Genomic DNA, 26,256 nt, shown 5'->3' on the forward strand with positions numbered 1-26,256 from the left:
AGAATCAGCTCTTCTTGCGTACGTACAGCACCAGATTGTGGTCGACCAGCTCGAAACCGTGCTCCTTGACGATCTCCTTCTGGCGCTTCTCGATCTCGGCGTCGAAGAACTCGATCACCTCACCCGAGTCGACGCAGACCATATGGTCGTGATGGCCGCTGTCAGCCAACTCGAACACGGCATGGCCGCCATCGAAGTTGTGACGCACCACCAGGCCGGCCGCTTCGAACTGAGTCAGCACGCGGTATACGGTGGCCAGGCCAACGTCCTCGCCCGCCTCCATCAGAGCCTTGTAGACATCCTCCGCACTCATGTGGCGGTGCTCGGCGTTGTCGAGCATTTGCAGGATTTTGACTCTTGGCAGAGTCACCTTCAGTCCAGCTTTGCGCAGTTCGTTATTTTCAACCATGGTCTGCTTTCTCATGGATGCTGCTTCGCAGCACCCTTCAATACGGGTATGATCCGGGGTTCAAGTTGCCCAAGATAGTGGAAGTCACCCTCCGATGCAAAAAACCAAGCTCTTGCTGACCAGCCTGTCGCTGACCGGGCTCTTCGCACTCGCCGGTTGTTCATTCCCCGGGGTTTACAAGATCGACATTCAACAGGGCAATGTCGTGACACAGGACATGATAGACCAGCTACGCCCGGGAATGACCCGACGCCAAGTGCGGTTTATCATGGGCAACCCGTTGATCACCGACACCTTCCATGCCGATCGCTGGGATTATCTGTACAGCATCCAGCCTGGCGGCGGTCAGCGCCTGCAGGAACGCGTCAGCCTGGTATTCGACGGCAGCGACCAACTGGTTGGCCTGGCCGGCGACTTCATGCCCGGCGTCAGCCGTGACCAGGCAATCATGGGCGAAGGTAGCGACACCGACAGTGCGCAGCCGCAAGCCAAACCACAGGACGAAACCCCGCCGGCGCCTGGCTCGCTGCTGGAGCAGATTCAGCGTGAGGTGGATCAGGTCGAAACCGTTCCGGTTCCGACTCCCGAGCCGCTGGAAACCGATCCGCAGTAACACGCGGACACGAAAAAGCCCGGAGCGAATCCGGGCTTTTTCATATTTGCCGCCTAACGAGCTGACGGGTTAGCTCGACTCCTCGCCTTCTTCCCTGGCCTTGGCTTTGGCCGCACGCTGCTTGCGCACTTCCTTCGGATCGGCGATCAGCGGCCGATAGATCTCGACACGCTCACCCTCCTCCAGCACTCGCTCTTCCGGCTTGCCTACCGCTTTGCCAAAAATGCCCAGCGGCGCCTGGCTCAGATCCAGCTCCGGAAAGAACTGCTGCATACCAGAACGCAGCGCGGCCTCGCGCACCGTGGTGCCGGCCGGTACGGACAGACGCAGGAGTTTCTGCCGTTCGGCAAGGGCATAGACCACTTCGATGGCGATACTGGGCTTATCCATATAGCTGCTTGGCTCGCTGGCAGAAGGCGTCGACCATGGTATTGGCCGCCTGATTGAACAGCGGACCCAGCGTGGCACGCACCAGTGGCCCAGCATAGTCGAAGGTCAGGTCCAGGCTGATCTTGCAGGCCTTGTCACCCAGCGCCTTGAATTCCCAGACGCCATGCAGGCTGGTGAAAGGCCCTTCCTGCAGGTTCATTTCGATACGCTGCCCAGGCTGCAACACATTACGCGTGACGAAGCGCTGACCAATGCTGCCCTTGGCCACTTCGAGACTGGCCAGCATGTGCGTCTCGCTGACCTCCAACACCTCACTGGCGCGGCACCAGGGCAGAAACTGCGGATAACCGGCAACATCGTTGACGAGATCAAACAGTGCCTGCGCCGGGTAAGGCAGCAACGCCGAACGCTGGATTCGAGTAGCCATTTACTTGCTCAGCTCCGCAATGAAAACGATCAGCACGCCGATTGGCGCAACGATGCGAATCAGCCAGAGGGCCAGATTGAACAGCAGCGGGCTTCTGATGGACAACTCCTCACGCACAGCGTCACGGCTCAGCACCCAACCGGCGAACAGGGCGAAAGACAGACCGCCCAGCGGCAGCAGGATACGGCTGGTGAAGTAATCGATGCTGTCGAAGAACGTCTTGCCGCCCTCGGCGCCCCACTGCAACAGATGGAAACCGTCCTCGGCGAAGACGAAGAACTTGGCCTCGGCCCACAGGTTGAACGACAGCACCGTGCCCATCCCCACCAGCCAGCACAACAGCGCCAGCGCGGCGGTTACCTGCGCACGACTGCGCCCGGTTTTTTCGACGAAGTAGGCCACGGCCGGCTCCAACATGGAGATCGACGAACTCCATGCGGCAACAGCCACTAGCACGAAGAAGATCAGCCCCATCACCTGACCGAAAGCGATATTGCCGAAGGCAATCGGCAGGGTGACGAACATCAGCCCCGGGCCACCGCCCGGCTCCAGGCCCGCGGCGAAGACGATGGGGAACAATGCCAGCCCCGCCGTCAGCGCCACCAGGGTATCGAGCAGACCGACGGTCAGCACCGTGACGCCTATCGAGGCCTTCTTCGGCATGTAGGCGCCGTAGACCATGATCGAGCCGACACCCACGCTCAGGGTAAAGAAGGCATGGCCCATGGCCGCCAGAATGCCGTCCTGCACCTTGCTCGGATCGAAATGGAAGAGGAAGTCGAAACCTTCGCGGAAATGCCCGGTGGTGAAACTGTAGCCCAGCAGCACCAGCAACAACACGAACAGCAGCGGCATCATGATGCGCAGGCTGCGCTCCAACCCTGCTACCACCCCCTTGGCGATGACGAACGCAGTGATCAGCATGAACAGGCTGTGCCACAGGGTCAGTCGCCACGGATCGGAGGTCAGACCGCCGAACGCCGCACCTGCCCCATCGGCGCTGATGCCGGTGAAGTCGCCACGCCCCATGCCGATGATGTAATCCAGCGACCAACCGGCTACCACGCTGTAGAAGGACAGGATCAGTAGCGCAGCGACCATCCCCATCAGCGCAGCCAGCGACCAGTGCTTCGAGGCTCCGGCTTCGATCGCCAGGCTCTTCATCGCATTGACCGGACTCTGCCGACCGCGGCGGCCGATCAGGGTTTCCGCCAGCATGATCGGCACACCCACCAGGGCGATGCAGAACAGGTACATGACGACGAACGCACCGCCGCCGTAGACCCCGGTCATGTAGGGAAATTTCCAGATATTGCCGAGCCCGACAGCCGAGCCGGTCGCCGCCAGAATGAACACCCAGCGACTGGCCCAGGCACCATGAATCGAAACTTTGTCGCTCGCCATTGCGGCCAAGACCCCATACTGCGGGAAAAAAGATCGCGCATTGTCGGAGATTAGCGGCATGGGCTCAAGTTTGGCTCGGTAAAGCCCCATGGCGCAGGCGCGGACGACTCCCTATAATGCGCGCCCTATGGCTAAGCAAAAGAAACATCCCCAAGGCACCATCGCGCTGAACAAGAAGGCGCTGCATGACTATTTCATCGAACACAAGTTCGAGGCCGGCCTGGTGCTGTCCGGTTGGGAAGTGAAGAGTCTGCGTGCCGGCAAGGCACAGCTGGTCGACAGCTACGTGCTGCTCAAGGACGATGAGGCCTGGTTGATGGGCTGCCACATCACGCCACTGAAAACCGCCAGCACCCATGTCATCGCCGACCCGACCCGCACGCGCAAGCTGCTGCTGAACAAGCGCGAGCTGGAAAAGCTGTTCGGCTCCGTGCAGCAAAAGGGCTACACCGCCGTGGCGCTGTCGCTTTACTGGAAGCAGCATCTGGTCAAATGCGAAATTGCCCTGGCCAAGGGCAAGAAGGACTTCGACAAGCGCCACACCGAGAAAGAGCGTGACGCCGACCGTGAGGTTCAACGTGCGATGCGCAGCAAGGGCAAGGACGACTAAAAGCGGCGACAGGCTGCAGGCAAAGTTGGCGTAGGGCGGACTCAGGAGCCCAAGCGAACAGTCCGCCATGCCAGACCTGGCACCACAACATTCCGTTGGGACTCAACAGCGTATTGCTTCGCCAACGGATCGCCGCCAGTCACGCCCTGCTCCAGTACAGCCTGTAGCGCCTACAACCCCAGTCGGCGCTGCGCACGCGCCACGCGCTGGGCTTCCAACTGCACTTCCGACAGCACCTCCTGCACATAATCGATATGCTGATTGGAGAGCTCGCGGGCGTCTTCCGCGCGACCTTCGATGATTGCCTGGTACAGCGCGCGGTGCTGCCCGATCAGCATGTCGCGGGTCTCTTCGCGCTGGGCATACATGCCACCGATGTTGGTCACCACGTTGCGCTTGAGCAGGTCGAACAAACCCCGAATGGTGTGCAGCAGAACGGCGTTGTGGCTGGCCTCGGCAATCGCCAGGTGAAAACGCGCATCGGCCGCCCCCTCCTCGGCGCGAGTCACCTTACCGACTCGCGCGTAGCAATCCTGCAAGGCTTCGAACGCTTCGGTGAGGCGCTGCCGATCGATATCGGTGGCGCGCCTGGCCGCGTAGTAGGCGCAGGAGCCTTCCAGCGTGTGACGAAATTCCAGCAGATCGCGCTGGGCGTCTTCCTTGTGCTCCAGCAGTTGCAACAGCGGGTCGCTGAAGGTCGAGCCGAGTGATTCGGCGACATAGTTACCGCCGCCCTGGCGACTGACCAGCAGCCCCTTGGCCACCAGTTTCTGGATCGCCTCACGCAGGGACGGACGAGACACACCAAACTGCTCGGCCAGCGCACGTTCTGCAGGCAGCCTCTCACCGACACGCAAGGTGCCCTCGAGAATCATGGTTTCCAGTTGCGCGACGATGTCATCAGAGAGACGACGCTGCCGCACCTGACCTACTTCCATTACCCACATCTCCATTGGTTTGACCAGGCCGATGGCCTCACAGGGCAAGCCTATAGCGCCCTTCTTCGCTGAACAAGCAAGCACTCTACGACCAAAGTCTTAGCCTCTCGATTTGACAGTCTATTGAGCAACTTTTAACCTGAGCCCGCTACTTTGTAAATTGGTATTACCAATTTAGCCAACAAGAACAACAAACCATCGAGGTCACGCCATGACAGCCCTACGCGCTGCAAGCCTGTTCGATCACGCCTCATCCCTGCCGCGCCAGTTGTGCGCTCGTGTGGAGTAAGACCCAATGTCCAACGGAATTCTCGCCCTGCTGGCGTTCTCGCCGATTCTGCTCGCTGCCGTGCTGCTGATCGGTCTGCGCTGGCCGGCCAAACACGCCATGCCTCTGGTTTACCTGGTGACTGCTGCTGTAGGCCTGTTCGCCTGGGACATGACCTTCAACCGCGTCCTGGCTTCTACCCTGCAAGGCTTGCTGATCACCCTCGGCCTGCTGTGGATCATTTTCGGCGCCATCCTGCTGCTGAACACCCTCAAGCACTCCGGTGGCATTACCGCCATTCGTGCCGGCTTCACCACCATCAGCCCTGATCGCCGCATCCAGGCGATCATCATCGCCTGGTTGTTCGGCTGCTTCATCGAGGGTGCCTCGGGCTTCGGTACACCAGCCGCCATCGCGGCTCCGCTGCTTGTCGCCATCGGTTTTCCGGCCATGGCCGCGGTGTTGATGGGCATGCTGGTACAAAGCACACCGGTATCCTTCGGCGCCGTCGGCACGCCGATCATCGTCGGCCTCAATACCGGCCTGGATACCGCCACCATCGGTGCACAGCTGGTCGAACAGGGCTCTTCCTGGGCGCAGTTCCTGCAACTGATCACCAGTGAAGTGGCAATCATCCATGCCACCGTTGGCGTGGTCATGCCGGTCATCATGGCAATGATGCTGACCCGTTTCTTCGGCCAGGAGAAAAGCTGGAAAGCTGGCCTGGAGGTCATGCCGTTCGCGATTTTCGCCGGTCTGGCCTTCGTAGTGCCGTACGTCTTCACCGGCGTCTTCCTCGGTCCGGAATTCCCGTCGCTGCTGGGCGGCCTGATCGGCCTGGCCATCGTCACCAGCGCTGCCCGCTTCGGCTTCCTGGTACCGAAGAAAACCTGGGACTTCGCCCCGGCGGACAAATGGCCGAGCGAGTGGCTGGGCAGCGTCGAGATGAAACTGGACGAGCTGACTGCCAAACCGATGAGCGCACTGCGCGCCTGGCTGCCCTATGTGCTGGTCGGTGCCCTGCTGGTGATAAGCCGCGTGTTCCCGGAAGTCGGCAACGCGCTGAAGGCAGTGGTGGTGAACTTCCCCGACCTGCTCGGCGAAGTCGGCGTCAGCGCCAACTTCCAGCCGCTGTACCTGCCGGGTGGCATTCTGGTCGCCGTGGTCCTGGCCACCTTCTTCCTGCATGGCATGAAGGTACGTGACCTGGGCAAGGCGGTGAAAGAATCGTCCAGCGTATTGCTCAGCGCCGGCTTCGTGTTGCTGTTCACCGTGCCGATGGTGCGCATCCTAATCAACTCCGGCGTCAACGGCGCCGAGCTGGCCAGCATGCCGATCCTCATGGCCCGCTGGGTGGCCGACAGCGTTGGCGGCATCTATCCGCTGCTGGCCCCGAGCATCGGTGCCCTGGGTGCCTTCATCGCCGGCTCCAACACCGTCAGCAACATGATGTTCAGCCAGTTCCAGTTCGGCGTGGCCAGCAGCCTGGGTATCTCCAGCGCGCTGATCGTCGCGGTCCAGGCCGTTGGTGCCGCCGCCGGCAACATGGTGGCGATCCATAACGTCGTCGCAGCTTCGGCTACCGTTGGCCTGCTCGGCCGCGAAGGCAGTACCCTGCGCAAGACCATCTGGCCGACGCTGTACTACCTGCTGTTCACCGGCATCATCGCAATGGTCGCGATCTATGTGCTGGGTGTCAGCGATCCGCTGATGCCCCACTGATCGACTGGTAGTGCCCGCCCCGACATCGTCGGGGCATTTGCCGTAAGGCTACGCTTCCCCTTTTCAGCAACAGGATGAGCCCATGATCATTTCTGCCTCGACCGACTATCGCGCCGCCGCTCAACGCAGGCTGCCGCCCTTCCTGTTCCATTACGCCGATGGCGGCGCCTACGCCGAGCACACGCTGCGCCGCAACGTCGCCGACCTGTCGGACATCGAACTGCGCCAGCGCGTGCTGAAGAATATGTCCGAACTGGACCTGTCCACCGAGCTGTTCGGCGAAAAGATGTCGATGCCGGTAGGCCTGGCGCCGGTTGGCCTGACCGGTATGTTCGCCCGCCGTGGCGAGGTGCAGGCGGCCAAGGCAGCAGCGGCCAAGGGCATTCCCTTTACCCTGTCCACCGTGTCGGTGTGCCCGATAGAGGAAGTGGCTCCGGCCATCGACCGGCCGATGTGGTTCCAGCTCTACGTGCTGAAAGACCGCGGTTTCATGAAGAACGCACTGGAGCGCGCCAAGGCCGCCGGCTGCTCGACCCTGGTGTTCACCGTCGACATGCCGGTGCCCGGCGCCCGCTACCGCGATGCCCACTCCGGCATGAGCGGCCCGAACGCAGCGCTGCGCCGCATGCTGCAGGCCATGACTCACCCACAGTGGGCCTGGGATGTCGGCCTGATGGGCAAGCCGCATGACCTGGGCAACATTTCCGCCTACCGCGGCAACCCGACCGGCCTGGCGGACTACATCGGCTGGCTGGGCGCCAACTTCGACCCGTCGATCTCCTGGAAGGATCTGGAGTGGATCCGCGACTTCTGGGACGGCCCGATGGTGATCAAGGGCATCCTCGACCCGGAAGACGCCCGTGATGCGGTGAACTTCGGCGCCGACGGCATCATCGTTTCCAACCACGGCGGCCGTCAGCTCGACGGCGTGCTGTCCAGCGCCCGCGCCCTGCCGGCCATCGCCGACGCGGTCAAGGGCGAGCTGAAGATCCTCGCCGACTCCGGCATCCGCACCGGCCTCGACGTGGTGCGCATGCTCGCCCTTGGCGCCGATACCGTGCTGCTCGGCCGCGCCTTCCTCTATGCCCTGGCCGCAGCCGGTGGTGCTGGCGTGAGCAATCTGCTCGACCTGATCGAGAAGGAAATGCGCGTGGCCATGGTGCTGACAGGCGCCAAGTCCATCGCCGAAATCACTCCGGATCTGCTGGTAAAGGAGCGTTGAGCCAATGACTGCTGCCGCCTCCATCACCCGTGACGCCCTGCTGACGCAGATGCGCCAGATCGTCGGCAGCAGCCATGTGCTGACCGACGAACAAGCCACACGGCGTTTCCGCAAGGGCCACCGTACGGGTGAAGGCAACGTGCTGGCGGTGGTGCGCCCAGGCTCCTTGCTGGAGCAGTGGCGCATTCTGCAGGCGGCGGTGGCGGCCGATCGCATCGTCATCATGCAGGCGGCCAATACCGGCCTGACCGGCGGCTCCACCCCCGACGGTGCCGATTACGACCGCGAGATCGTGTTGATCAGCACCCTGCGCATCACCGGCGTACAACTGATCAACGATGGCGAGCAGGTGGTGTGCCTGCCCGGCGCCACCCTGGATCGCCTGGAACAGGCATTGGCTCCGCTGAATCGCGAACCGCACTCGGTGATCGGCTCGTCCTGCATCGGCGCCTCGGTACTCGGCGGCATCTGCAACAACTCCGGCGGCGCCCTGGTGCGCCGTGGCCCGGCCTATACCGAGCTAGCGCTGTATGCACAGGTTAAAGATGACGGTTCGCTGGAACTGGTCAACCACCTGGGGATCGAGCTGGGCAACGATCCGGAGGAAATCCTCACCCGCCTGCAGAGCGGCGACTACACACCGCAGCAGGTGCGCAACGAAGAGACGGCAAAGGCCTCCGACGCGCGCTACGGCGAGCACGTGCGCGACGTCGATGCTGACACCCCGGCGCGCTTCAACGCCGACCCGTCGCGCCTGTTCGAAGCCTCCGGTTCGGCCGGCAAACTGTGCCTGTTCGCGGTGCGCCTGGACACCTTCCCGAAAGAGCCGAGCACGGTGTTCTATATCGGCAGCAACGACCCGCACGATCTGACCGAAGTGCGCCGCCACCTGCTGGCCGAACTGCCGCGCCTGCCGATTGCCGGGGAATACATCCACCGCACCGCCTTCGACATCGGCGAGAAATACGGCAAGGACACCTTTCTGGTGATCGACAAGTTCGGTACGTCCAAGGTGCCGGCTGCCTTCGCCATGAAGAGCCGGGTGGACGGTTTCTTCGAGCGCTTCGGCCTGCGTGGCGTGACCGACAAGGTGATCCAGGCCCTGATGAACCTGCTGCCCAGCCACCTGCCGGTGCGCATGCGCGAGTACCGTGACCGTTTTGAGCATCACCTGCTGGTGCGTGTATCCAACGACACGCTGGAACAGACGCGCAGCTTCCTGAGCGAGTATTTCACCGGCAGTGCCAGCGGCGCCTATTTCGAATGCGATGCCGATGAGGGACGCAAGGCCTTCCTGCATCGCTTCGCCGTGGCCGGTGCCGCGATCCGCTACCGCGAGTCGCACCGCAGCAGTGTCGAGGACATCCTCGCCCTGGACATCGCCCTGCGCCGCAACGACCGCGACTGGGTCGAGACGCTGCCGCAGGAGATGGAAGAGCAGATCATCCACAAGCTCTACTACGGGCATTTCTTCTGCCACGTGTTCCATCAGGACTATATCGTCAAGAAGGGTAATGACCCGCTCGCCATGGAACATGCCATGTGGAAGCTGCTGGACGAACGCCGCGCCGAGTACCCGGCCGAGCACAACGTTGGCCATCTCTATGTGGCCAAGCCGGCACTGGCGGGGTTCTACCGCGAACTCGACCCGACCAATACCTTCAACCCCGGCATCGGCCATACCTCGAAGAAGAAGCATTGGGGTGGTTGTTGCTAGGACGCTGAAGCCGCTATTACGGATGTGGGAGGCGCTTCAGCGGCGACGTTCGCGGCTGAAGCCCCTCCCACAATAGCTCCGCTGCACCCTAGCCCGGATGCAATCCGGGAAAATCTGACGCCGACTCCCCGGATTTCATCCGGGCTACAAAAGCAAAGGCCCGCCAATTTGGCGGGCCTTTATGTTGACGCGGCAACCGATCAGGCGAAGACGATCTCCTCGCCATCGACCTTGGCATGCACCATCGCGCCCGGGGCGAAATCGCCGGCGAGTATCTGCTGCGCCAGCGGGTTCTCGATCCAGCGCTGGATCGCGCGCTTGAGTGGACGCGCGCCGTACACCGGGTCGTAACCGACGGCGATCAGCTTGTCGAGCGCCTCCGGGGTCAGCTCCAGGCTCAGCTCACGCTCGGCCAGACGACCACGCAGACGCTGCAACTGGATCTCGGCGATACCGGCGATCTGTTCACGGCCCAGCGGCTCGAACACCACCACCTCGTCGATACGGTTGATGAACTCGGGACGGAAGTGGCTGCTCACCGCATCCATCACTGCCGCGCGCTGCGCTTCCTTGTCGCCCACCAGCTCCTGGATCTGCGCCGAGCCAAGGTTGGAAGTCATGACTATCACGGTGTTCTTGAAGTCCACAGTGCGGCCATGGCTGTCGGTCAGACGGCCGTCCTCGAGCACCTGCAGCAGCACGTTGAACACGTCCGGGTGGGCCTTCTCCACCTCGTCCATCAGCACCACCGAGTAGGGCTTGCGACGCACCGCCTCGGTCAGGTAACCGCCCTCTTCATAACCGACATAGCCTGGCGGCGCGCCGATCAGGCGAGCGACGCTGTGCTTCTCCATGAACTCGGACATGTCGATGCGCACCAGCGCCTCCTCGGTATCGAAGAGGAACTCGGCCAGCGCCTTGCACAGCTCGGTCTTGCCCACCCCGGTCGGGCCGAGGAAGAGGAACGAGCCGCTCGGCCGGTTCGGATCAGCCAATCCTGCACGGGAGCGGCGCACGGCGTTGGCCACGGCCACCACCGCCTCGTCCTGGCCGATCACCCGCTGGTGCAACAAGCCTTCCATTTTCAGCAGTTTCTCGCGCTCGCCTTCGAGCATCTTGCTCACCGGAATACCCGTCCACTTGGAAACGACTTCGGCGATCTCCTCGTCGGTGACCTTGCTGCGCAACAATTGGTTCTCAGCCTTGCCGTGCTGGTCGACCATCTGCAGGCTGCGCTCCAGATCCGGAATGATGCCGTACTGCAGTTCGGCCATACGTTGCAGGTCAGACTTACGCCGCGCAGCCTCGAGATCGGCCTTGGCCTGCTCGATTTTCTGCTGAATTTGCGCCGAACCCTGTACCTCAGCCTTCTCCGACTTCCAGATTTCCTCCAGGTCGGCGTATTCCTTCTCCAGGCGGGCGATATCTTCCTTGAGCTTTTCCAGACGCTTGAGGGCCGCGTCGTCGTCTTCCTTTTTCAGCGCTTCGCGTTCGATCTTCAGCTGGATCAGGCGGCGATCCAGGCGGTCCAATTCTTCCGGCTTGGAGTCGATCTCCATGCGGATGCGGCTGGCGGCCTCGTCTATCAGGTCGATGGCCTTGTCCGGCAACTGGCGGTCGGTGATGTAGCGATGGCTGAGCTTGGCCGCGGCGATGATCGCGCCGTCGGTGATGGTCACGCCGTGGTGCACCTCGTAGCGTTCCTTGAGGCCACGCAGGATAGCGATGGTGTCCTCCTCGCTCGGCTCGTCCACCAGCACCTTCTGGAAGCGGCGCTCCAGTGCGGCGTCCTTCTCGATGAACTGGCGATACTCGTCCAGCGTGGTGGCACCGACGCAGTGCAGTTCACCACGGGCAAGGGCCGGTTTGAGCATGTTGCCGGCATCCATGGCGCCCTCGGCCTTGCCGGCACCGACCATGGTGTGCAGCTCGTCGATAAACAGGATGATGCGCCCTTCCTGCTTGGAGAGTTCGTTGAGCACCGCCTTCAGGCGCTCCTCGAACTCGCCGCGGAACTTGGCGCCAGCGATCAGCGAGCCCATGTCCAGCGACAGCAGACGCTTGTCTTTCAGGCCGTCGGGCACTTCACCATTGATGATGCGCTGGGCCAGGCCTTCGGCAATGGCCGTCTTGCCCACACCGGGCTCGCCGATCAGCACCGGGTTGTTCTTGGTGCGGCGCTGCAGCACCTGGATGGTGCGACGAATCTCGTCGTCACGGCCGATCACCGGGTCGAGCTTGCCCTCTTCGGCACGCTTGGTCAGGTCGACGGTGTACTTGTCCAGCGCCTGGCGCGACTCCTCGACGTTGGGGTCGTTGACCGCCTGGCCGCCGCGCAGGTTGGCGATGGCATTTTCCAGGGCCTTCTTCGACACGCCCTGGCCGAGCAGCAGCTTGCCAAGCTTGGTGTTCTCGTCCATGGCGGCAAGCAGCACCAGCTCGCTGGAAATGAACTGGTCGCCGCGTTGCTGTGACAGGCGGTCGGCCTGGTTGAGCAGACGCGCCAGATCCTGCGACAGGTTGATGTCGCCGGTGGGGTTCTGCAACTTGCCGAGCTGATCCAGCTCGCGGGTCAACCCTTGGCGCAGGCTATTGATGTCGAAGCCGACCTGCATCAGCAGCGGCTTGATCGAACCGCCCTGTTGCTCGAGCAGCGCCTGCATCAGGTGCAGCGGCTCGATGGCGGCGTGGTCCATGCCCACCGCCAGTGATTGGGCATCGGAGAGTGCAAGTTGCAGCTTGCTGGTCAAACGATCGATACGCATATATGTCCTTCCTCCAGAGTGGCGGGCCGGGACAACATCCCCGAAAAACGAAACCCACCGAGATGAAGACTAGATAAGGACGATTACGCCGTATTCAAGACGTGACGACTTGATCCAGATCAGCGCCAGATCACCTGCTGCTCCAGTGGAAAGCGCAGGCGCGGGTTGTAGACGCCCTTCTCGCCCTGGCGCCCGACGGCCAGCAGCATGATGGGGATGGCCTGACGCGGGATCTCCAGCACACGACGCAGGCGCGGCTCGTCGAAGCCTTCCATCGGACAGGTGGCATAGCCATGGCTCTGGAAGGCCAGCATCAGGTTCTCCGCCGCCAGCGCCGTCGACTTAACCGCCCACAGGCGCATGTCGGCCTTGCTGTTGGGCTTGCGCATCAAGGGTTTGCGCACACCCATCAGTCGCACCAGCTGACGCTTGAACAAACCCAGTAAGCCCAGCGGCCCCTGGTTGTACTGGAAGGGCGCGGTCTTGCTGTAGAAACTGCGGATGCGCGCCGGCACCTCGGCCTCCGGCCAGTAATCGATGACGTTGCGGCAGGCCTGACGCCAGGTGTCCGGGCGCGCCAGCACGGCGATGATCAAAGGTGCACGGGCGGCGTTCTGGCTCATGCATACCGGATGCAGCTGCGCCAGCAGCGCCGGATCGCGAATCACCTGAAAACTCCAGGGCTGCAGGTTGCAGGAATTTGGCGCCAGCACGGCCAACTCCAGGCAATCGCGAATCACCGCCTCCGGCACCGGTTCGGGGGTGAAGCGGCGTACCGCGCGGCGACTTTCGATCAGCGCGCGCAGTTCGGCCGGCGAAGCCATGGCGGGTGTTTGCTCGTTGAGAAAGCTGGTCATGGGCGCACTCCTCGGCAGTCGCCCGATTAAGCAGCCGGGCGACTTTGCGAACAAGAGGATGGGAGGAAATGGCCGTGGATTTGGCTGATCAGCCTCACCTGCGCCTCTGCTCGAGGACGCAGGAGCCAAGACCTAGAGGCCGAGCGCTTTCTCGATGGACTGGATCAGTGCAGGATCATCCGGCGTGGTGCGCGGCGAGAATCGCGCTAGCACGCGGCCATCCTGGCCGACCAGAAACTTCTCGAAATTCCAGGTGATATCGCCCGGAAACTCGGCGCCCTCGCCCGCCAGCAGGCGATACAGCGGGTGGCGACCTGGGCCATTGACCTCCAGCTTGCTGCCCAGCGGGAAGGTCACGCCATAGTTGAGGCTGCAGAACGAGCGGATCTCGTCCTCGCTGCCCGGCTCCTGACCGGCAAACTGGTTGCAGGGCACCCCGAGCACGGTAAAGCCATTGCCCTTGTACTGCTGATAGAGCTTTTCCAGCCCCGCGTACTGAGGCGTCAGGCCGCACTTGGAGGCGACGTTCACCACCAGCACCACCTGGCCCTTGTAGGGCGCCAGCGGCAGTTCCTGGCCATCCAGCGCGCGTAGATTGAGATCGTGAAAGGCACTCATGACGAACTTCCTCAGCGAATTCAGTGCAGCGGGCGCAAGGCCCTGTAATCCTCGAGGCAGCTGCGTTTGGGCAAGCCGCCATGCATAAAAAAGGCGCCCTAAGGCGCCTTTATCGCAAGCTTGAGCTTAGCAGCGGTTGAACCAGTGAGAACGACCGCAAGTCGCCTGACAGGCAACTTAGTGGTGGTGACCACCTTCGCCATGGATATGACCATGAGCCACTTCTTCTTCGCTGGCGTCACGCACGTTAACGACCTTGACCTTGAAGTTCAGGCGCTGACCGGCCAGCGGGTGATTACCGTCGACGGTCACGTCGTCACCGTCGATATCGCGGATGGTAACGATCTGCATGCTGCCGTCCGGGCCCGAAGCGTGGAACTGCATGCCCACTTCCAGGGTGTCGACGCCTTCGAACATGGCGCGGCTCAGAGTCGCGACCAGCTCGGCGCTGTATTCGCCGTAGGCTTCTTCCGGCTCGACGGAAACGTCCAGCTCATCGCCAATCTGCTTGCCAACCAGGGCCTTCTCGAGACCGGCGATGATATTGCCGGCACCATGCAGATAGACCAGCGGCGCGCCGCCACTGGAGCTGTCGATCACCTCACCGGCATCGTTGGTCAGGGTATAGTCGATGGAGACGGCCTTGTTGGCGGCGATCAGCATGGGGAGACCTTTTGCGAAAGATAAATGAGCGAGCAAGTTTAACCAACGCCAGCCTGGATTGCGACACGAGCCCGGACAAACGGGTCGTGCGTATCGTTGATTTTCGTCAGGACGATGACGGCGACTGGGTGGCAGTCTTGTCTTGTGGCCATACTCAGCATGTACGCCACCGACCGCCCTGGCAGAATCGGCCCTGGGTACTCGATCCCGAGCAGCGCCAAGTCAGGCTGGGAAGCCTCTTCCCCTGTGGCTGGTGCGCCATGGATCGGTCGCACGATGAATCCAAGGAAGTCTAAATGTCTGCACGCAACATTCTGGTGATCAACTGCGGCAGCTCGTCGATCAAGTTCGCCTTGGTCAACGAAGCGCAGGAAACCTTCATGCTCAGCGGCCTGGCCGAGCGTCTTGGCAGCCCCGAGGCGGTGCTACACTGGCAACAAGGCGAACAAAAGGACAGTCTGGTCCTGCCGGGCGCTGACCACCGCCTGGCCCTGTCTCATCTTCTCCCTGTGGTACAGCAGGCCGCAGCCGGTGAGCTGCACGGAATCGGCCACCGCGTGGTGCATGGCGGCGAGCACTTCTCCGGCGCCTCTCGTCTGGACGCCACCAGCCTGCAAGCGATCCGCCAGGTCGCGCCGCTGGCGCCGTTGCACAACCCGGCCAACCTGCTGGGCATCGAGGCGGCGATGAAGCTGTTCCCGACGCTCACCCAGGTCGCCGTATTCGATACCGCCTTCCACCAGAGCCTGCCCGAGCACGCCTACCGCTATGCCGTGCCCGAGGCGCTGTACCGCGAGCACGGCGTGCGCCGCTACGGCTTTCATGGCACCAGCCATCGCTACGTCAGCCAGAAGGCCGCACAGATGGCCGGCCTACCGGCGGAGGCCAGCAGCTGGCTGGTGGCGCACCTGGGCAACGGTTGCTCGACCTGCGCCGTGGAAAACGGCCACAGCCGCGACACCAGTATGGGCCTGACGCCGCTGGAAGGGCTGGTGATGGGCACACGCAGCGGCGATGTCGACCCCAACCTGCACAGCCATCTGGCGCGCACCCTGGGCTGGAGCCTGGAGCAGATCGACAGCATGCTCAACAAGGACAGCGGCCTGCTCGGCCTATCCGGCCTGTCCAACGACATGCGCACCCTGGAGCAGGCCCGCGAACAGGGTCATGACGGCGCCACCCTGGCCATCGAGGTGTTCTGCTATCGCCTGGCCAAGTCGCTGGCGGCGATGAGCTGCGCACTGCGCCGCCTCGACGGGCTGATCTTCACCGGCGGTATCGGCGAAAACTCGGCGCTGATCCGCAGCAAGACCGTGAACCATCTCAGCCTGCTCGGGCTGCAGCTGGATGCCCAGGCCAACGCCCGCTGCGTGCGCGGCGTCGCCGGTGCCATTCACGCCGACGGTCACCCGCGCGTGCTAGTAGTACCCACCAATGAAGAGCGGCAGATCGCCCTCGATACCCTTGCCCTGCTCGACTGAGGCTATTTCATGCATACCTTCTTCATCGCCCCCACCGGTTTCGGTGTCGGCCTCACCTCCATCAGCCTCGGCCTGGTCGGCGCGCTCGAACGCAGCGGCCTCAAGGTCGGCTTCTTCAAACCCATCGCCCAGCCCCATGCCGGCGACCTCGGCCCGGAGCGCTCCAGCGAGCTGATCGCCCGCACCCACGGTCTGAACTCGCCCAAGCCGCTGCCGCTCAGCCATGTCGAGCGCATGCTCGGCGATGGCCAACTGGATGAACTGCTGGAAGAGATCATCAGCCTCTATCAGCAGGCCGCCGCCGACAAGGACGTGGTCATCGTCGAAGGCATGGTACCGACGCGCCACGCCAGCTACGCCGCACGGGTCAATTTCCATCTGGCCAAGAGCCTGGATGCCGACGTGATCCTGGTCAGCGCCCCGGAAGACGAGAACCTCACCGAACTGTCCGACCGCATCGAAATCCAGGCGCAGCTGTTCGGCGGGCCGAAGGACCCGAAAGTGCTCGGCGTGATCCTCAACAAGGTGCGCAGCGAAGATGGCATCACCGCCTTTGCCGAGCGCCTGCTGGAACTTTCACCACTGCTCAAGAGCCAGGACTTCCGCCTGCTCGGCTGCATTCCCTGGCAGGACGAACTGAACGCGCCGCGCACCAAGGACATCGCCGAGCTGCTCGGCGCGCGTATCCTCAACGCTGGCGATTACGAGCAGCGACGCATGCTCAAGATCGTGCTCTGCGCCCGTGCGGTGGCCAACAGCGTGCAGTTGCTCAAGCCCGGCACCCTGGTGGTGACGCCGGGTGACCGCGACGACATCATCCTTTCCGCCAGCCTGGCGGCGATGAATGGCGTACCGCTGGCCGGGCTGCTGCTGTGCAGCGATTTCGCCCCCGACCCACGCATCATGGAGCTGTGCCAGGGCGCCCTGGCCAGTGGCCTGCCGGTGATGACCGTGAGCACCGGCTCCTACGATACCGCCACCAACCTCAACCGCCTGAATAAGGAAATCCCCCTGGATGACCGCGAGCGCGCGGAGAAGGTCTCCGACTTCGTCGCCGGGCATATCGATCATGACTGGTTGAGCGCGCGCTGCGGCACACCACGCGAGCTGCGCCTGTCGCCCCCGGCCTTCCGCTACCAGCTGGTACAACGCGCCAAGGCCGCCGCCAAGCGCATCGTCCTGCCCGAGGGCAGCGAGCCACGCACCATTCAGGCAGCCGCCATCTGCCAGGCACGCGGCATTGCCCGCTGCGTGCTGCTGGCCAAGCCGGAAGACGTGCATGCAGTCGCCCGAGCACAAGGTATCGAGCTGCCGGAAGGTCTGGAAATTCTCGACCCAGATCTGATTCGCGGTCGCTATGTCGAGCCGATGGTCGAACTGCGCAAGGGCAAGGGCCTCAACGCGCCGATGGCCGAGGCGCAGCTGGAGGACACCGTGGTGCTCGGCACCATGATGCTGGCACTGGACGAAGTGGACGGCCTGGTGTCTGGCGCCATTCACACCACCGCCAACACCATTCGCCCGGCGCTGCAGCTGATCAAGACTGCGCCGGGTTACAACCTGGTGTCATCGGTGTTCTTCATGCTGCTGCCGGATCAGGTGCTGGTCTATGGCGACTGCGCGGTGAACCCGGATCCCAACGCAGAGCAACTGGCGGAAATCGCTCTGCAGAGCGCCGCCTCGGCGCAGGCCTTCGGCATTCCGCCGCGGGTGGCCATGCTCAGCTACTCCACTGGTGATTCCGGCAGCGGCGAGGAGGTGGAAAAGGTACGGGCCGCGACCCGCCTGGCTCGCGAAAAACGCCCGGACCTGCTGCTCGACGGCCCGCTGCAGTACGACGCCGCGGCCATCGAGAGCGTCGGCCGGCAGAAGGCGCCGAACAGCCCGGTAGCCGGTCGCGCCACGGTGTTCGTGTTCCCTGATCTGAACACCGGCAACACCACCTACAAGGCGGTGCAGCGCAGCGCCGAGTGCATCAGTGTCGGGCCGATGCTGCAGGGTCTGCGCAAGCCGGTGAACGACCTGTCGCGCGGTGCGCTGGTCGACGACATCGTCTACACCATCGCACTGACGGCGATTCAGGCGGCCGATCTGCCGAGCTAGAGAGGCCGTAGGTGCAGCGTGCGCGCCATGGAAAGCTGGGCGCGCGCGGGCCGCAACAGCGAGCAGACAAAACCTTATGGTCAACACTGGCACTTGCAGGTCAGTGCACAACCGTTACCCTTGGCGCCGAACCAGCTCGCTGCACGGAACGCCGCAGCTCTTTCGACCGATACGGGGCACATAGAAAGCCCCTTTCTCAGGCTGCCCGCCGGATGTGCAGCCTGCTTATGGAGGCGTTCGCCCGATGCTGCACTTTCTTCCCGCGCCGCTGCGCGGCCTGATCGCGAGCCTGCTGCTGGCTCTCAATACCCTGTTCTGGTGCTGGCCGCTGTTCTTCGTCGCCCTGCTCAAACTGCTGCTGCCCTTCGCGCCGATCCAGCGCGCGCTGCGCTTCGTCATGCACGGCATCGCCGAAAGCTGGATCGGCATCAATAAATTCTGGATGCGCCTGGTTGGCCACATCGACTGGAAGGTTCAGGGGCTGGAGCGCTTCGATACCCGCCATTCCTATCTGGTAACCAGCAACCACCAGAGCTGGGTGGACATTCTGGTGCTGCAATACCTGCTCAACCAGCACATGCCACTGCTGAAATTCTTCCTCAAGCAGGAGCTGATCTGGGTACCGGTGATCGGCCTGTGCTGGTGGGCGCTGGAGTTTCCCTTCATGAAGCGCTTCAGCAAGGAATACCTGGCCAAGTACCCGGAAAAGCGCGGCCAGGACCTGGCCACCACGCGCAAGGCCTGCGCGCGTTACAAGACCAATCCCGTGGCGGTATTCAACTTCCTCGAGGGTACCCGCCTGACTCCGGCCAAGCATGCGCAGCAGCAGTCGCCGTTCAAGTACCTGCTCAAGCCCAAGGCCGGCGGCATCGCCTTCGTGCTCGACGCGATGGGTGAACAGCTGCATGCCATCGTCAATGTCACCATCCACTATCCCCACGGTGTGCCGGGCTTCTGGGACCTGCTCAGTGGCCGACTGGATGCTGTGCAGGTGATTTTCAGGCAGGTCGATATTCCGCGCGAATTCATCGGCCGCAACTACGATCAGGACGACGATTACCGCCTGGCATTCCAGCAGTGGGTCAACCGTCTGTGGGAAGAGAAAGACGCGGAGCTCGCCAGCCTTCACCAGCAAGCCTGAAGCGTCAGCGGCGCTTCATTCACCACGTGGCAGGGGCAACTTGCTCCAATCCAGCTGCGCCGGCACCTGCATCGCGGTGCCGGCCGACACACCCGGCGCCACCAGAAAGCCCTGCATGATGTTGCAGTGGTGCCGCGTCAGCCACTCGCGCTGCGCCTGAGTTTCGACACCCTCGGCGATGACCTCCAATCCCAGATGCCGACCAAGATCGATGATGGTGCTGACCACCGCGGCGTCACGCGGTGAGTCGAGCATGTTGGAGACGAACAGACGGTCGATCTTCAGCGTGTCCAGCTCGAAATGACGCAGATAAGCCAGTGACGAGTAACCGGTGCCGAAGTCATCGATGGCGATCTTCACCCCCAGCTCACGCAGATGAAGTAACTGCGCCTGGGTCAGCTCCAGGTCCTGCATCAGCGCACTCTCGGTGACTTCCACCTCCAGTTGACTGGGCTTCAGACCGTGGGCGTCGAGTACACGCTGCAGATCAGTCACCAGTTGCGGCATACCGAACTGCACCGGGCTGACATTGAGACTGAGCACCATGTCCTCACCGAACTGCTGCTTGAAGTCCGCCAGCTGCCTGGCGCCCTCACGGAAGATCCATTCACCGAGACGATTGATCAGGCGGGTTTCTTCAAGCAGCGGTATAAACACGTTCGGCGCAACGGTACCCGCGACACGATGCTGCCAGCGCAGCAAGGCCTCGAAGCCGCGCAGGCGCCCGCTATCGAGATGGAACTGGGGCTGATAGACCAGCACGAAGTCATCGTTCTCGATGGCGTGACGCAGGCTTTCTTCGAGCATCAGCCGCGAACGCGCACGGCCGTTCATTTCCGGTGAGAAGAAGCGGTATTGCTGGCGACCGGCGCGCTTGGCTTCGTACATCGCCATGTCGGCCGAACGCAGCAGGCCCTCGACGCTCTGCCCGCATTCAGGAAAGCAGGCGATGCCAACGCTGGCGCCGAGGGTGAAATCCACACCATCGAGGGTGTGGCGCACCGAGACCAGTTCGATCAGCTTCTCCGCGACCTTGGCCGCATCCTCGGGGTGACCGAGGTTGTCCAGCAGCGCAGTGAACTCGTCACCGCCGATGCGTGCCAGGCTATCGTAGGGGCGCAAGCACGCCTTGAGCTGCTCACCGACACGACGCAGCAGCTGATCGCCGACATCATGGCCCAACGAGTCATTGATGCGTTTGAAACCGTCCAGGTCCAGGTAAAGCACCGCGAGCCGCTGACCGCTGCGTTCGATACGCGCCAACGCCGATTCCAGCGCCTGATGAAAGCCACGTCGATTGAGCAGGCCGGTCAGCGCGTCAGTAACCGCCTGCGACTCCAGCTGCGCATGCAGATTACGCACCACCGACATGTCCAGCGCGATCAATACCATCGCGCGTTGCGGCCGCGGCAGTGGCGAGCAGGACAACGCCACCGGCAGACAACCACCCTTGAGCGTGCGCATCATCGCTTCATGCACGCGGTAGGTCGCCTCGCGCCTGAAGTGCAGGTAGAACTCCGATTGCTGCCAACCGTCGTCGCTGGCCGGATTCTTGAGAAACGACAGCAGATCGGCGCCCTCAAGATCGCCTACCTCGCCATCAAGCATCTGCGCCATGGCCGGGTTGGCGAACTGGATGCGACCGTCCTCACCGACCACCAGGATACCCTCGGCGGCGTTGGCCAGCACCGAGGCGTTGAATGCCCTGGCGCGTTCGAGCTGCTGGGAAAGTGTCTGTAATTCGCAGCGATTGTGCTCGTGCTCCAGCAGGCTCTGAATCTTGTGGCGCAGCACGCTGGAATCGAAAGGTTTGAGCACGAAGTCCACGGCGCCAGTGCTGTACCCACGCAGCACGGCATCGTGGGTCTGCGCGATGGCGGAAACGAAGATGATCGGCGTCAGCCGCGTACGGGGGTTGCCGCGCATCAACCGGGCGACTTCGAAGCCGTCCATACCCGGCATCTGCACGTCCAGCAGCACCAGCCCTACATCCTCTTCGAGCAGACAGCGCAGGGCCTCTTCGCCGGAACTGGCACAGCGCAGCAGCCACTCTCCATCTTCGAGTAGCGCCTGCATGGCCTCGAGGTTCTCTACACGGTCATCCACCACCAGCAGAACCTGCTTGGCGGGTACGGCGGCGTTCTTGCTCTGCGCCTGGGCCATCGTCACTCCCCTATCCATCTGCCCTTGCACCAGTCACTCCTGTCATCAGGGTAGTCCATCGCCGGGCGAAGGCATGGTCGGCATCGCCAGCCAGCGCTCCAGCAGTGCCAGCAGCTCGTCACGCTTGATCGGCTTGGCCATGTAGTCATCCGCGCCAGCGGTGATGCACTTCTCGCGATCGCCCTTCATGGCGTGGGCCGTGAGCGCAATGATGGGGATCACGCAGCCGTGCTCCTGCTTGAGCAGACGCGTAGCCGTGTAGCCATCCATATTGGGCATGGCCATATCCATCAGAATCAGGTCGAAGGGATCACGCTGGTAACTGGCGATGGCCTCCAGGCCGTCCTTGGCGGAGCTGACGCGCAGCCCCACTTCATCCAGCAGCGCCGTCAGTGCGTAGACGTTACGCACATCGTCATCCACCAGCAGGATGCGCTTGCCCTGTAACGGGTTGAGCCGTGCCTGGGCCGGTTGCGGCGCACGCACGTCACCGAGAAAGCCCTGCACCGCCTGGCACAACGCGTCGGTGTCATCACCATGCTTGCGCACCACCACGGCGCTATAGCGCCGCAGCCGTTGCAGGGTCTGCTGAGTGACGTCCACACCGGTGTTGATTACCACGCGCGTACCTTGCAACGTGCGCAACTGATTGAGGCTGTCGAGCAAGGCAAAACCGTCCTGATCCGGCAGGTCGAGATCGATCACCAGCGCGCAGAACTGGCCCTGCGCATAGGCCTCGCGGGCCTGCTCGCCATCGGCGCAGGCGATGACCTGAAAGCCCAGCTCCGTCAGTTGCTCGCGGTAGTGCTCGCGCTCTATCTCGACATCCTCCACCAACAACAATGCCTGCTCCTGCTGCGCACCGTGCTGCAGCTCGATGAATACCTGCTCCAGCTCATCGCGACCGATGGGTTTGACCAGATAGCGGGTGCCATCGTCGTTCCAACCCACCGGTTGCGGGACGCAGGAAATGATGTGCACCGGCGTATGCCGATGGTTCGGCTGGGCGCGCAGACGCCGAAACAGCTGCCAGCCACTGAGATCGGGAAGCAGGATGTCGAGGATCACCGCATTGAACGACTCCTGCTGCAGCAGTCCCAGCGCCTGTAACCCGGTGCGGCAGTGCACGCTGGAGAAGCCGTGAGCATGAGCCTCCTCGGCGATCACCGCAGCGAAATTAGCATCGTCCTCGATGATCAACAGCGGCGGGCCGTCACCTGCACGCTGCGGCCCCTCGAGCGGCGCTTCGACACTGAGTGAGCCCGCCTGCACCGGCAATCTGACGGTGAAGGTAGAACCCTGTCCCGGCGCGCTCTGCAGGCTGATATCGCCATCCAGGGCCAGCACCAGCTGACGGGTAATGGCCAGCCCCAGACCGGTACCGCCGAAACGCCGGCTGGTAGAACCGTCGATCTGCTGAAAAGCCTGGAAGACCTGCTCGTGCTGGGCCGGATCGATACCAATGCCAGTATCACGCACGCTGAAACAGAGCAGCTCGCGCTCATCCTCCTGGCGCCCCTGACTGCTGACGCTCAGCGTGACCTCGCCCTGATCGGTGAACTTCAGCGCGTTGGACAGCAGATTGCGCAGGATCTGATGCAGACGCACGCGGTCGGTGTGGATGACGCGTGGCACCCCGGCCTCCAGCTGGGTGTGCAGACGCAAGCCCTTGAGTTCGGCCATCGGCCGCAGGCTGGCATCGAGCTCCACCAGCACGTCCTGCATGTTGATCGGCTCCAGCTTGAGCTGCATACGCCCCGATTCGACCTTGGCCAGGTCGAGTACATCGTTGATCAGTTGCAGCAGATCACTGCCGGCGCGGTGCACGATATCGGCATGCTTGGTCTGCTTCTCGGTGAGATTGCCAGCCAGGTTCTGCCGCAGTTGGTCGCTGAGAATCAGGATGCTGTTGAGCGGCGTGCGCAGCTCATGGGACATGTTGGCGAGAAACTCGGATTTGTAGCGGTTGGCCAACAACAATTGCTCGGCCTGCTCACGCAGCTTATGCTCGGCCGCCTTGCGCTCGCTTATGTCGATGATCACCGCCTGCACGAGTGTCTCGTCGCCACTGCGAATCGGCGACAGGCCAACCTCCAGAGGAATCATGCCGCCTTCGCGGTGCTGCCCAAACAGCTCGCGATTACCGCCCATGCGGCGCTGCTCGGGCATGGCCTGGTAACCGCGACGCAGCGCCACATGGCTGCCGCGCTGCGCCGTCGGCAGGAGCATTTCCACCGGCTCGCCGAGCAACATCTGCCGTTCGTACCCGAACAGCAACTCGGTCTGTCGATTGACCATGGCGATGCGCCCCAGGGCATCGACCAGCACGATGGCATTGGGCGACGCCTCGACCACCAGACGAAAACGCTCCTCGGCCACCTTGCGCGCACGCAGGTCCACCAGGTTGATCAGGTAGCTGCTGCCCTCGTGCAACGGGTTGAGGCTGATGCTGACCGGAATCGACTCACCGCGTAACGTGCGCACCATGCGTTCGTCACTCTCGGCCAACTGCTCCTGCAGGTCTTTCGGCGATTCGATATTGGGCAGCACGCGCAACACGGTCTCACCCGGCAAGGCATTGAGCGGGCAGTCGAACAGCTCGGCAGCGCTGCGATTGGCCATTTCGATGCGGCCCCTGTCATCACAGAGCAGGGTCGCCACCGGCAGCCGTTCGACCAATAGACGAAAGCGCTCTTCGCGCTCGCGCAGGGCCACGGCAGCCCGCTCACTGATCTGCAGCTTGCGCTCGCGCTGATAGAGAAAGCCGCCGACCAGAATCGACAGCAGCAGCGTCGCCGCCAGCCCGGCCCAGAGCCCTAGCGTACCGGTACGATCAACCAGACTGCGCTCATACTCGGGCGTGCCAATGACCTCCAAGCCCCAAACGCGACCGTACAGCGGCAGCTCCATATGACTCTGAAAACGCGGTTTCCGGCCATCAGCCTGGGTTTCACCGCCCAGCAACTGAACATCCGATGCATGCAGGTCCCTCAGCTGAATGTCGAACCGCCGTGTCTGACCACCGAGAATGCCCTCGATCAGATCGTGACTACGAAACGCGCCATGCACCATTCCGAGCAATGCAGCACGACGTTGCTCCACCGTGTTGAGTGGCACGCCAGGACGAAAAACCGGAAGAAACAGCAGCACACCCTGCTGCACGTTGACATCGATTTCCTGGCGTAACACCACCGGCCCACTCAGGCTGGCATCACCGCTTTCGAGGCTGCGCTCAATGGCCTGACGACGGATCGCATCGCTAAGCATGTCAAAACCGAGTACGCGCCGGTTACGCCAATCCAGAGGGCTGACGTAATCGATGGGCAAGTAATGCTCGCGTTCCCCCTCGGGGAACACCTGATAATCGAGGCGCTCATCCGCTTGCAGCTCGGCCCGAAAATCGCCCAGCTGCGCATGGCTCAGGTAGCGCGACCAGGCGACGGCCTGTATACCCGGATAACGATCCTGCAATTGCAGCTGATCCAGCGCCCGCTCCCACTCGATGGGAGAAACCCGGTCACTCCCGGTCATCAACCCCGAGACTCCGCGCAGGACCATTTCATAAGCCTGCATGCGCGCCATCACTCGCTGACCAATATCCTGCGCCTCGAGTGCAAAGCGATGTTGACTGTCTTCCCGCTCACGTTCCTGCAAAGTATTCCACTGCCAGAAAATCAGGCCGCCCAACCCCAGTAGCAGGCCAAGTGCAACCAGCAGCGGCGTCCAGGGCCTTGGTGGCCGCTCGACAGCTCTGTCGTCCATTTGCTCTCCTTCGGTCATCCAGAACCAACGCGCACGTTACATCCGCACGCGGACATCACAGAACCACAGCAAGCATTCTAGTCAGGATTTGAATGAGTGGCCTTTTGCCAGAAGAGACTCGACGGGCGGTCACGGACATTGCCGCAAACGCCCTCTGACGCCTCGGCGATATACGTCCGCAGGCGTGAATGTCAGCGACATAAAAAAGCCTCCCGGAGGGAGGCTTTGATTCGACGCGACGAGGCCTTAAAGCGGACGCAGGTTGATCTCGACACGACGGTTCTGCGCACGACCAGCATCGGTGGCGTTGCTGGCAATCGGCTGGCTCGGGCCAGCACCGTATGCCGAGATGCGCTGACCCGGCACGCCATTGGCGGTCAGGTAGTTGGCCACGCTCTGAGCGCGACGCTGCGACAGGCTCTGATTAAGCTCCTGCGAACCGGTGCTGTCGGTGTGACCGACGATGTTCACTCCGTTCTTGTTGAACTCCTTGAACACCAGCACCAGCGAATTGAGGGTCGGGTAGAAGCTGCTGGAGATATCCGCCGAGTTGCTGGCGAAGGTGATATTGCCCGGCATGATCAGTTTCAGATCATCGCCGTTACGTTGCACCTGCACGCCAGTGCCCTGCAGGGTCTGGCGCAGTTTGGCCTCCTGGGTGTCGACGTAATAGCCGTAACCACCACCGGCGGCGCCACCGACGGCCGCACCGATCAGCGCGCCTTTGGTGCGGTCCTTTTTGCTAGAAGTCGCAGCACCGATCACCGCACCGGTCGCGGCGCCGATGCCGCCATAGATGCCAGCTTTGCCGGCCTGGCTCTCGCCGGTGTAGGGGTTGGTGGTGCAGCCAGCCAGCATGGCCATGAGCGCAGTTGCTGCGATCAGATTGCGTCTGGTCTTCATAGGGATTCCTTAGGATTTCTTCTGGTATCGGGCAGACATGCCACAATCTTCGAGCCGCCAAGGCGCGGTGAAGTTCCGCC

At 62.6% G+C, this 26,256-nt stretch carries 20 protein-coding genes and 1 pseudogene; 9 read left to right on the top strand and 12 right to left on the bottom strand.

Annotation, left to right across the window (positions count from 1 at the left end; translation table 11 throughout):
• Positions 1-4: 4 nt before the first annotated feature.
• Positions 5-409 carry a ferric iron uptake transcriptional regulator gene (fur, locus tag BLT86_RS13985; protein WP_003240531.1) on the bottom strand — a complete coding sequence of 135 codons (405 nt, stop codon included), beginning with the start codon at positions 407-409 and terminating at the stop codon, positions 5-7.
• 94 nt (positions 410-503) lie between these two features.
• Here fur and BLT86_RS13990 point away from each other — a divergent pair, with 94 nt between their 5' ends.
• The gene (locus BLT86_RS13990; protein WP_017675346.1) at positions 504-1,022 is read left to right on the top strand and encodes an outer membrane protein assembly factor BamE; all 519 of its coding nucleotides are present in this window, start codon (positions 504-506) and stop codon (positions 1,020-1,022) included.
• A 69-nt stretch (positions 1,023-1,091) separates the two neighbouring features.
• Here the strand turns inward: BLT86_RS13990 and BLT86_RS13995 are convergent, their stop codons facing one another.
• Genes BLT86_RS13995 through BLT86_RS14005 form a run of 3 tightly spaced genes read right to left on the bottom strand, consistent with a single transcriptional unit; the run spans position 1,092 to position 3,243 of the window.
• Positions 1,092-1,412 carry an RnfH family protein gene (locus tag BLT86_RS13995; RefSeq protein WP_017675347.1) on the bottom strand — a complete coding sequence of 107 codons (321 nt, stop codon included), beginning with the start codon at positions 1,410-1,412 and terminating at the stop codon, positions 1,092-1,094.
• On the bottom strand, positions 1,405-1,839 hold the full coding sequence (locus BLT86_RS14000; protein ID WP_055987035.1) for a type II toxin-antitoxin system RatA family toxin: 435 nt from the start codon (positions 1,837-1,839) through the stop codon (positions 1,405-1,407). Before BLT86_RS14000 ends, BLT86_RS13995 begins: the two co-directional genes overlap by 8 nt.
• Positions 1,840-3,243, bottom strand: a complete 1,404-nt coding sequence (locus BLT86_RS14005) for a sodium-dependent transporter (RefSeq protein ID WP_092377440.1) — start codon at positions 3,241-3,243, stop codon at positions 1,840-1,842.
• 127 nt (positions 3,244-3,370) lie between these two features.
• Between BLT86_RS14005 and smpB the strand changes: the two genes are divergently transcribed.
• Positions 3,371-3,853, top strand: a complete 483-nt coding sequence (gene smpB / locus BLT86_RS14010) for an SsrA-binding protein SmpB (RefSeq protein ID WP_017675350.1) — start codon at positions 3,371-3,373, stop codon at positions 3,851-3,853.
• 170 nt (positions 3,854-4,023) lie between these two features.
• Here the strand turns inward: smpB and BLT86_RS14015 are convergent, their stop codons facing one another.
• Positions 4,024-4,791 (bottom strand): FCD domain-containing protein, encoded by a 768-nt coding sequence (locus BLT86_RS14015; protein ID WP_017675351.1) that lies wholly within the window; start codon positions 4,789-4,791, stop codon positions 4,024-4,026.
• Between the two features lie 295 nt (positions 4,792-5,086).
• On the opposite strand from BLT86_RS14015, the gene BLT86_RS14020 reads away from it, so the two are divergent.
• The 3 genes from BLT86_RS14020 to dld all read left to right on the top strand — a co-directional run bounded on the left by BLT86_RS14020 (position 5,087) and on the right by dld (position 9,720).
• Positions 5,087-6,781: an L-lactate permease gene (locus BLT86_RS14020; RefSeq protein WP_017675352.1), complete on the top strand. Its 1,695-nt coding sequence runs from the start codon at positions 5,087-5,089 to the stop codon at positions 6,779-6,781.
• A gap of 82 nt (positions 6,782-6,863) precedes the next feature.
• Positions 6,864-8,003 (top strand): FMN-dependent L-lactate dehydrogenase LldD, encoded by a 1,140-nt coding sequence (gene lldD / locus BLT86_RS14025; RefSeq protein ID WP_017675353.1) that lies wholly within the window; start codon positions 6,864-6,866, stop codon positions 8,001-8,003.
• Between the two features lie 4 nt (positions 8,004-8,007).
• The gene (dld, locus tag BLT86_RS14030) at positions 8,008-9,720 is read left to right on the top strand and encodes a D-lactate dehydrogenase (protein ID WP_017675354.1); all 1,713 of its coding nucleotides are present in this window, start codon (positions 8,008-8,010) and stop codon (positions 9,718-9,720) included.
• A 200-nt stretch (positions 9,721-9,920) separates the two neighbouring features.
• On the opposite strand, the gene clpB is transcribed toward dld, so the two are convergent.
• The 4 genes from clpB to BLT86_RS14050 all read right to left on the bottom strand — a co-directional run bounded on the left by clpB (position 9,921) and on the right by BLT86_RS14050 (position 14,623).
• Entirely contained in the window at positions 9,921-12,485 is a 2,565-nt protein-coding gene (gene clpB, locus BLT86_RS14035; RefSeq protein WP_017675355.1) for an ATP-dependent chaperone ClpB, read from the bottom strand.
• A gap of 119 nt (positions 12,486-12,604) precedes the next feature.
• Positions 12,605-13,342 carry a nitroreductase family protein gene (locus tag BLT86_RS14040; protein ID WP_017675356.1) on the bottom strand — a complete coding sequence of 246 codons (738 nt, stop codon included), beginning with the start codon at positions 13,340-13,342 and terminating at the stop codon, positions 12,605-12,607.
• 132 nt (positions 13,343-13,474) lie between these two features.
• The gene (locus BLT86_RS14045; protein WP_017675357.1) at positions 13,475-13,960 is read right to left on the bottom strand and encodes a glutathione peroxidase; all 486 of its coding nucleotides are present in this window, start codon (positions 13,958-13,960) and stop codon (positions 13,475-13,477) included.
• Between the two features lie 177 nt (positions 13,961-14,137).
• Complete coding sequence (locus tag BLT86_RS14050; RefSeq protein ID WP_017675358.1) at positions 14,138-14,623, bottom strand: FKBP-type peptidyl-prolyl cis-trans isomerase; 486 nt, start codon at positions 14,621-14,623, stop codon at positions 14,138-14,140.
• Here BLT86_RS14050 and BLT86_RS26435 point away from each other — a divergent pair.
• The 4 genes and pseudogenes from BLT86_RS26435 (at position 14,592) to BLT86_RS14070 (ending at position 19,348) form a co-directional block, all read left to right on the top strand.
• Positions 14,592-14,919: pseudogene (locus BLT86_RS26435) on the top strand (DUF3565 domain-containing protein). The gene BLT86_RS14050 and the pseudogene BLT86_RS26435 overlap by 32 nt on opposite strands.
• A complete protein-coding gene (locus BLT86_RS14060) occupies positions 14,920-16,104 on the top strand; it encodes an acetate kinase (protein ID WP_092377446.1) in 1,185 nt (394 codons plus the stop codon). It abuts the pseudogene before it with no gap.
• A gap of 9 nt (positions 16,105-16,113) precedes the next feature.
• A complete protein-coding gene (gene pta / locus BLT86_RS14065) occupies positions 16,114-18,207 on the top strand; it encodes a phosphate acetyltransferase (RefSeq protein ID WP_092377450.1) in 2,094 nt (697 codons plus the stop codon).
• Between the two features lie 244 nt (positions 18,208-18,451).
• Positions 18,452-19,348, top strand: coding sequence for an acyltransferase (locus tag BLT86_RS14070; protein ID WP_092377454.1), 897 nt, complete (start codon positions 18,452-18,454; stop codon positions 19,346-19,348).
• Between the two features lie 15 nt (positions 19,349-19,363).
• Here the strand turns inward: BLT86_RS14070 and BLT86_RS14075 are convergent, their stop codons facing one another.
• The 3 genes from BLT86_RS14075 to BLT86_RS14085 form a co-directional block, all read right to left on the bottom strand.
• Positions 19,364-21,511: a putative bifunctional diguanylate cyclase/phosphodiesterase gene (locus BLT86_RS14075; protein ID WP_045736347.1), complete on the bottom strand. Its 2,148-nt coding sequence runs from the start codon at positions 21,509-21,511 to the stop codon at positions 19,364-19,366.
• 45 nt (positions 21,512-21,556) lie between these two features.
• Positions 21,557-25,273 carry a response regulator gene (locus tag BLT86_RS14080; RefSeq protein ID WP_092377457.1) on the bottom strand — a complete coding sequence of 1,239 codons (3,717 nt, stop codon included), beginning with the start codon at positions 25,271-25,273 and terminating at the stop codon, positions 21,557-21,559.
• A gap of 246 nt (positions 25,274-25,519) precedes the next feature.
• A complete protein-coding gene (locus tag BLT86_RS14085) occupies positions 25,520-26,176 on the bottom strand; it encodes an OmpA family protein (protein ID WP_004424482.1) in 657 nt (218 codons plus the stop codon).
• Positions 26,177-26,256 lie beyond the last annotated feature (80 nt).

The organism is Pseudomonas sihuiensis (genome assembly GCF_900106015.1).
Taxonomy (GTDB): Bacteria; Pseudomonadota; Gammaproteobacteria; order Pseudomonadales; family Pseudomonadaceae; genus Aquipseudomonas; species Aquipseudomonas sihuiensis.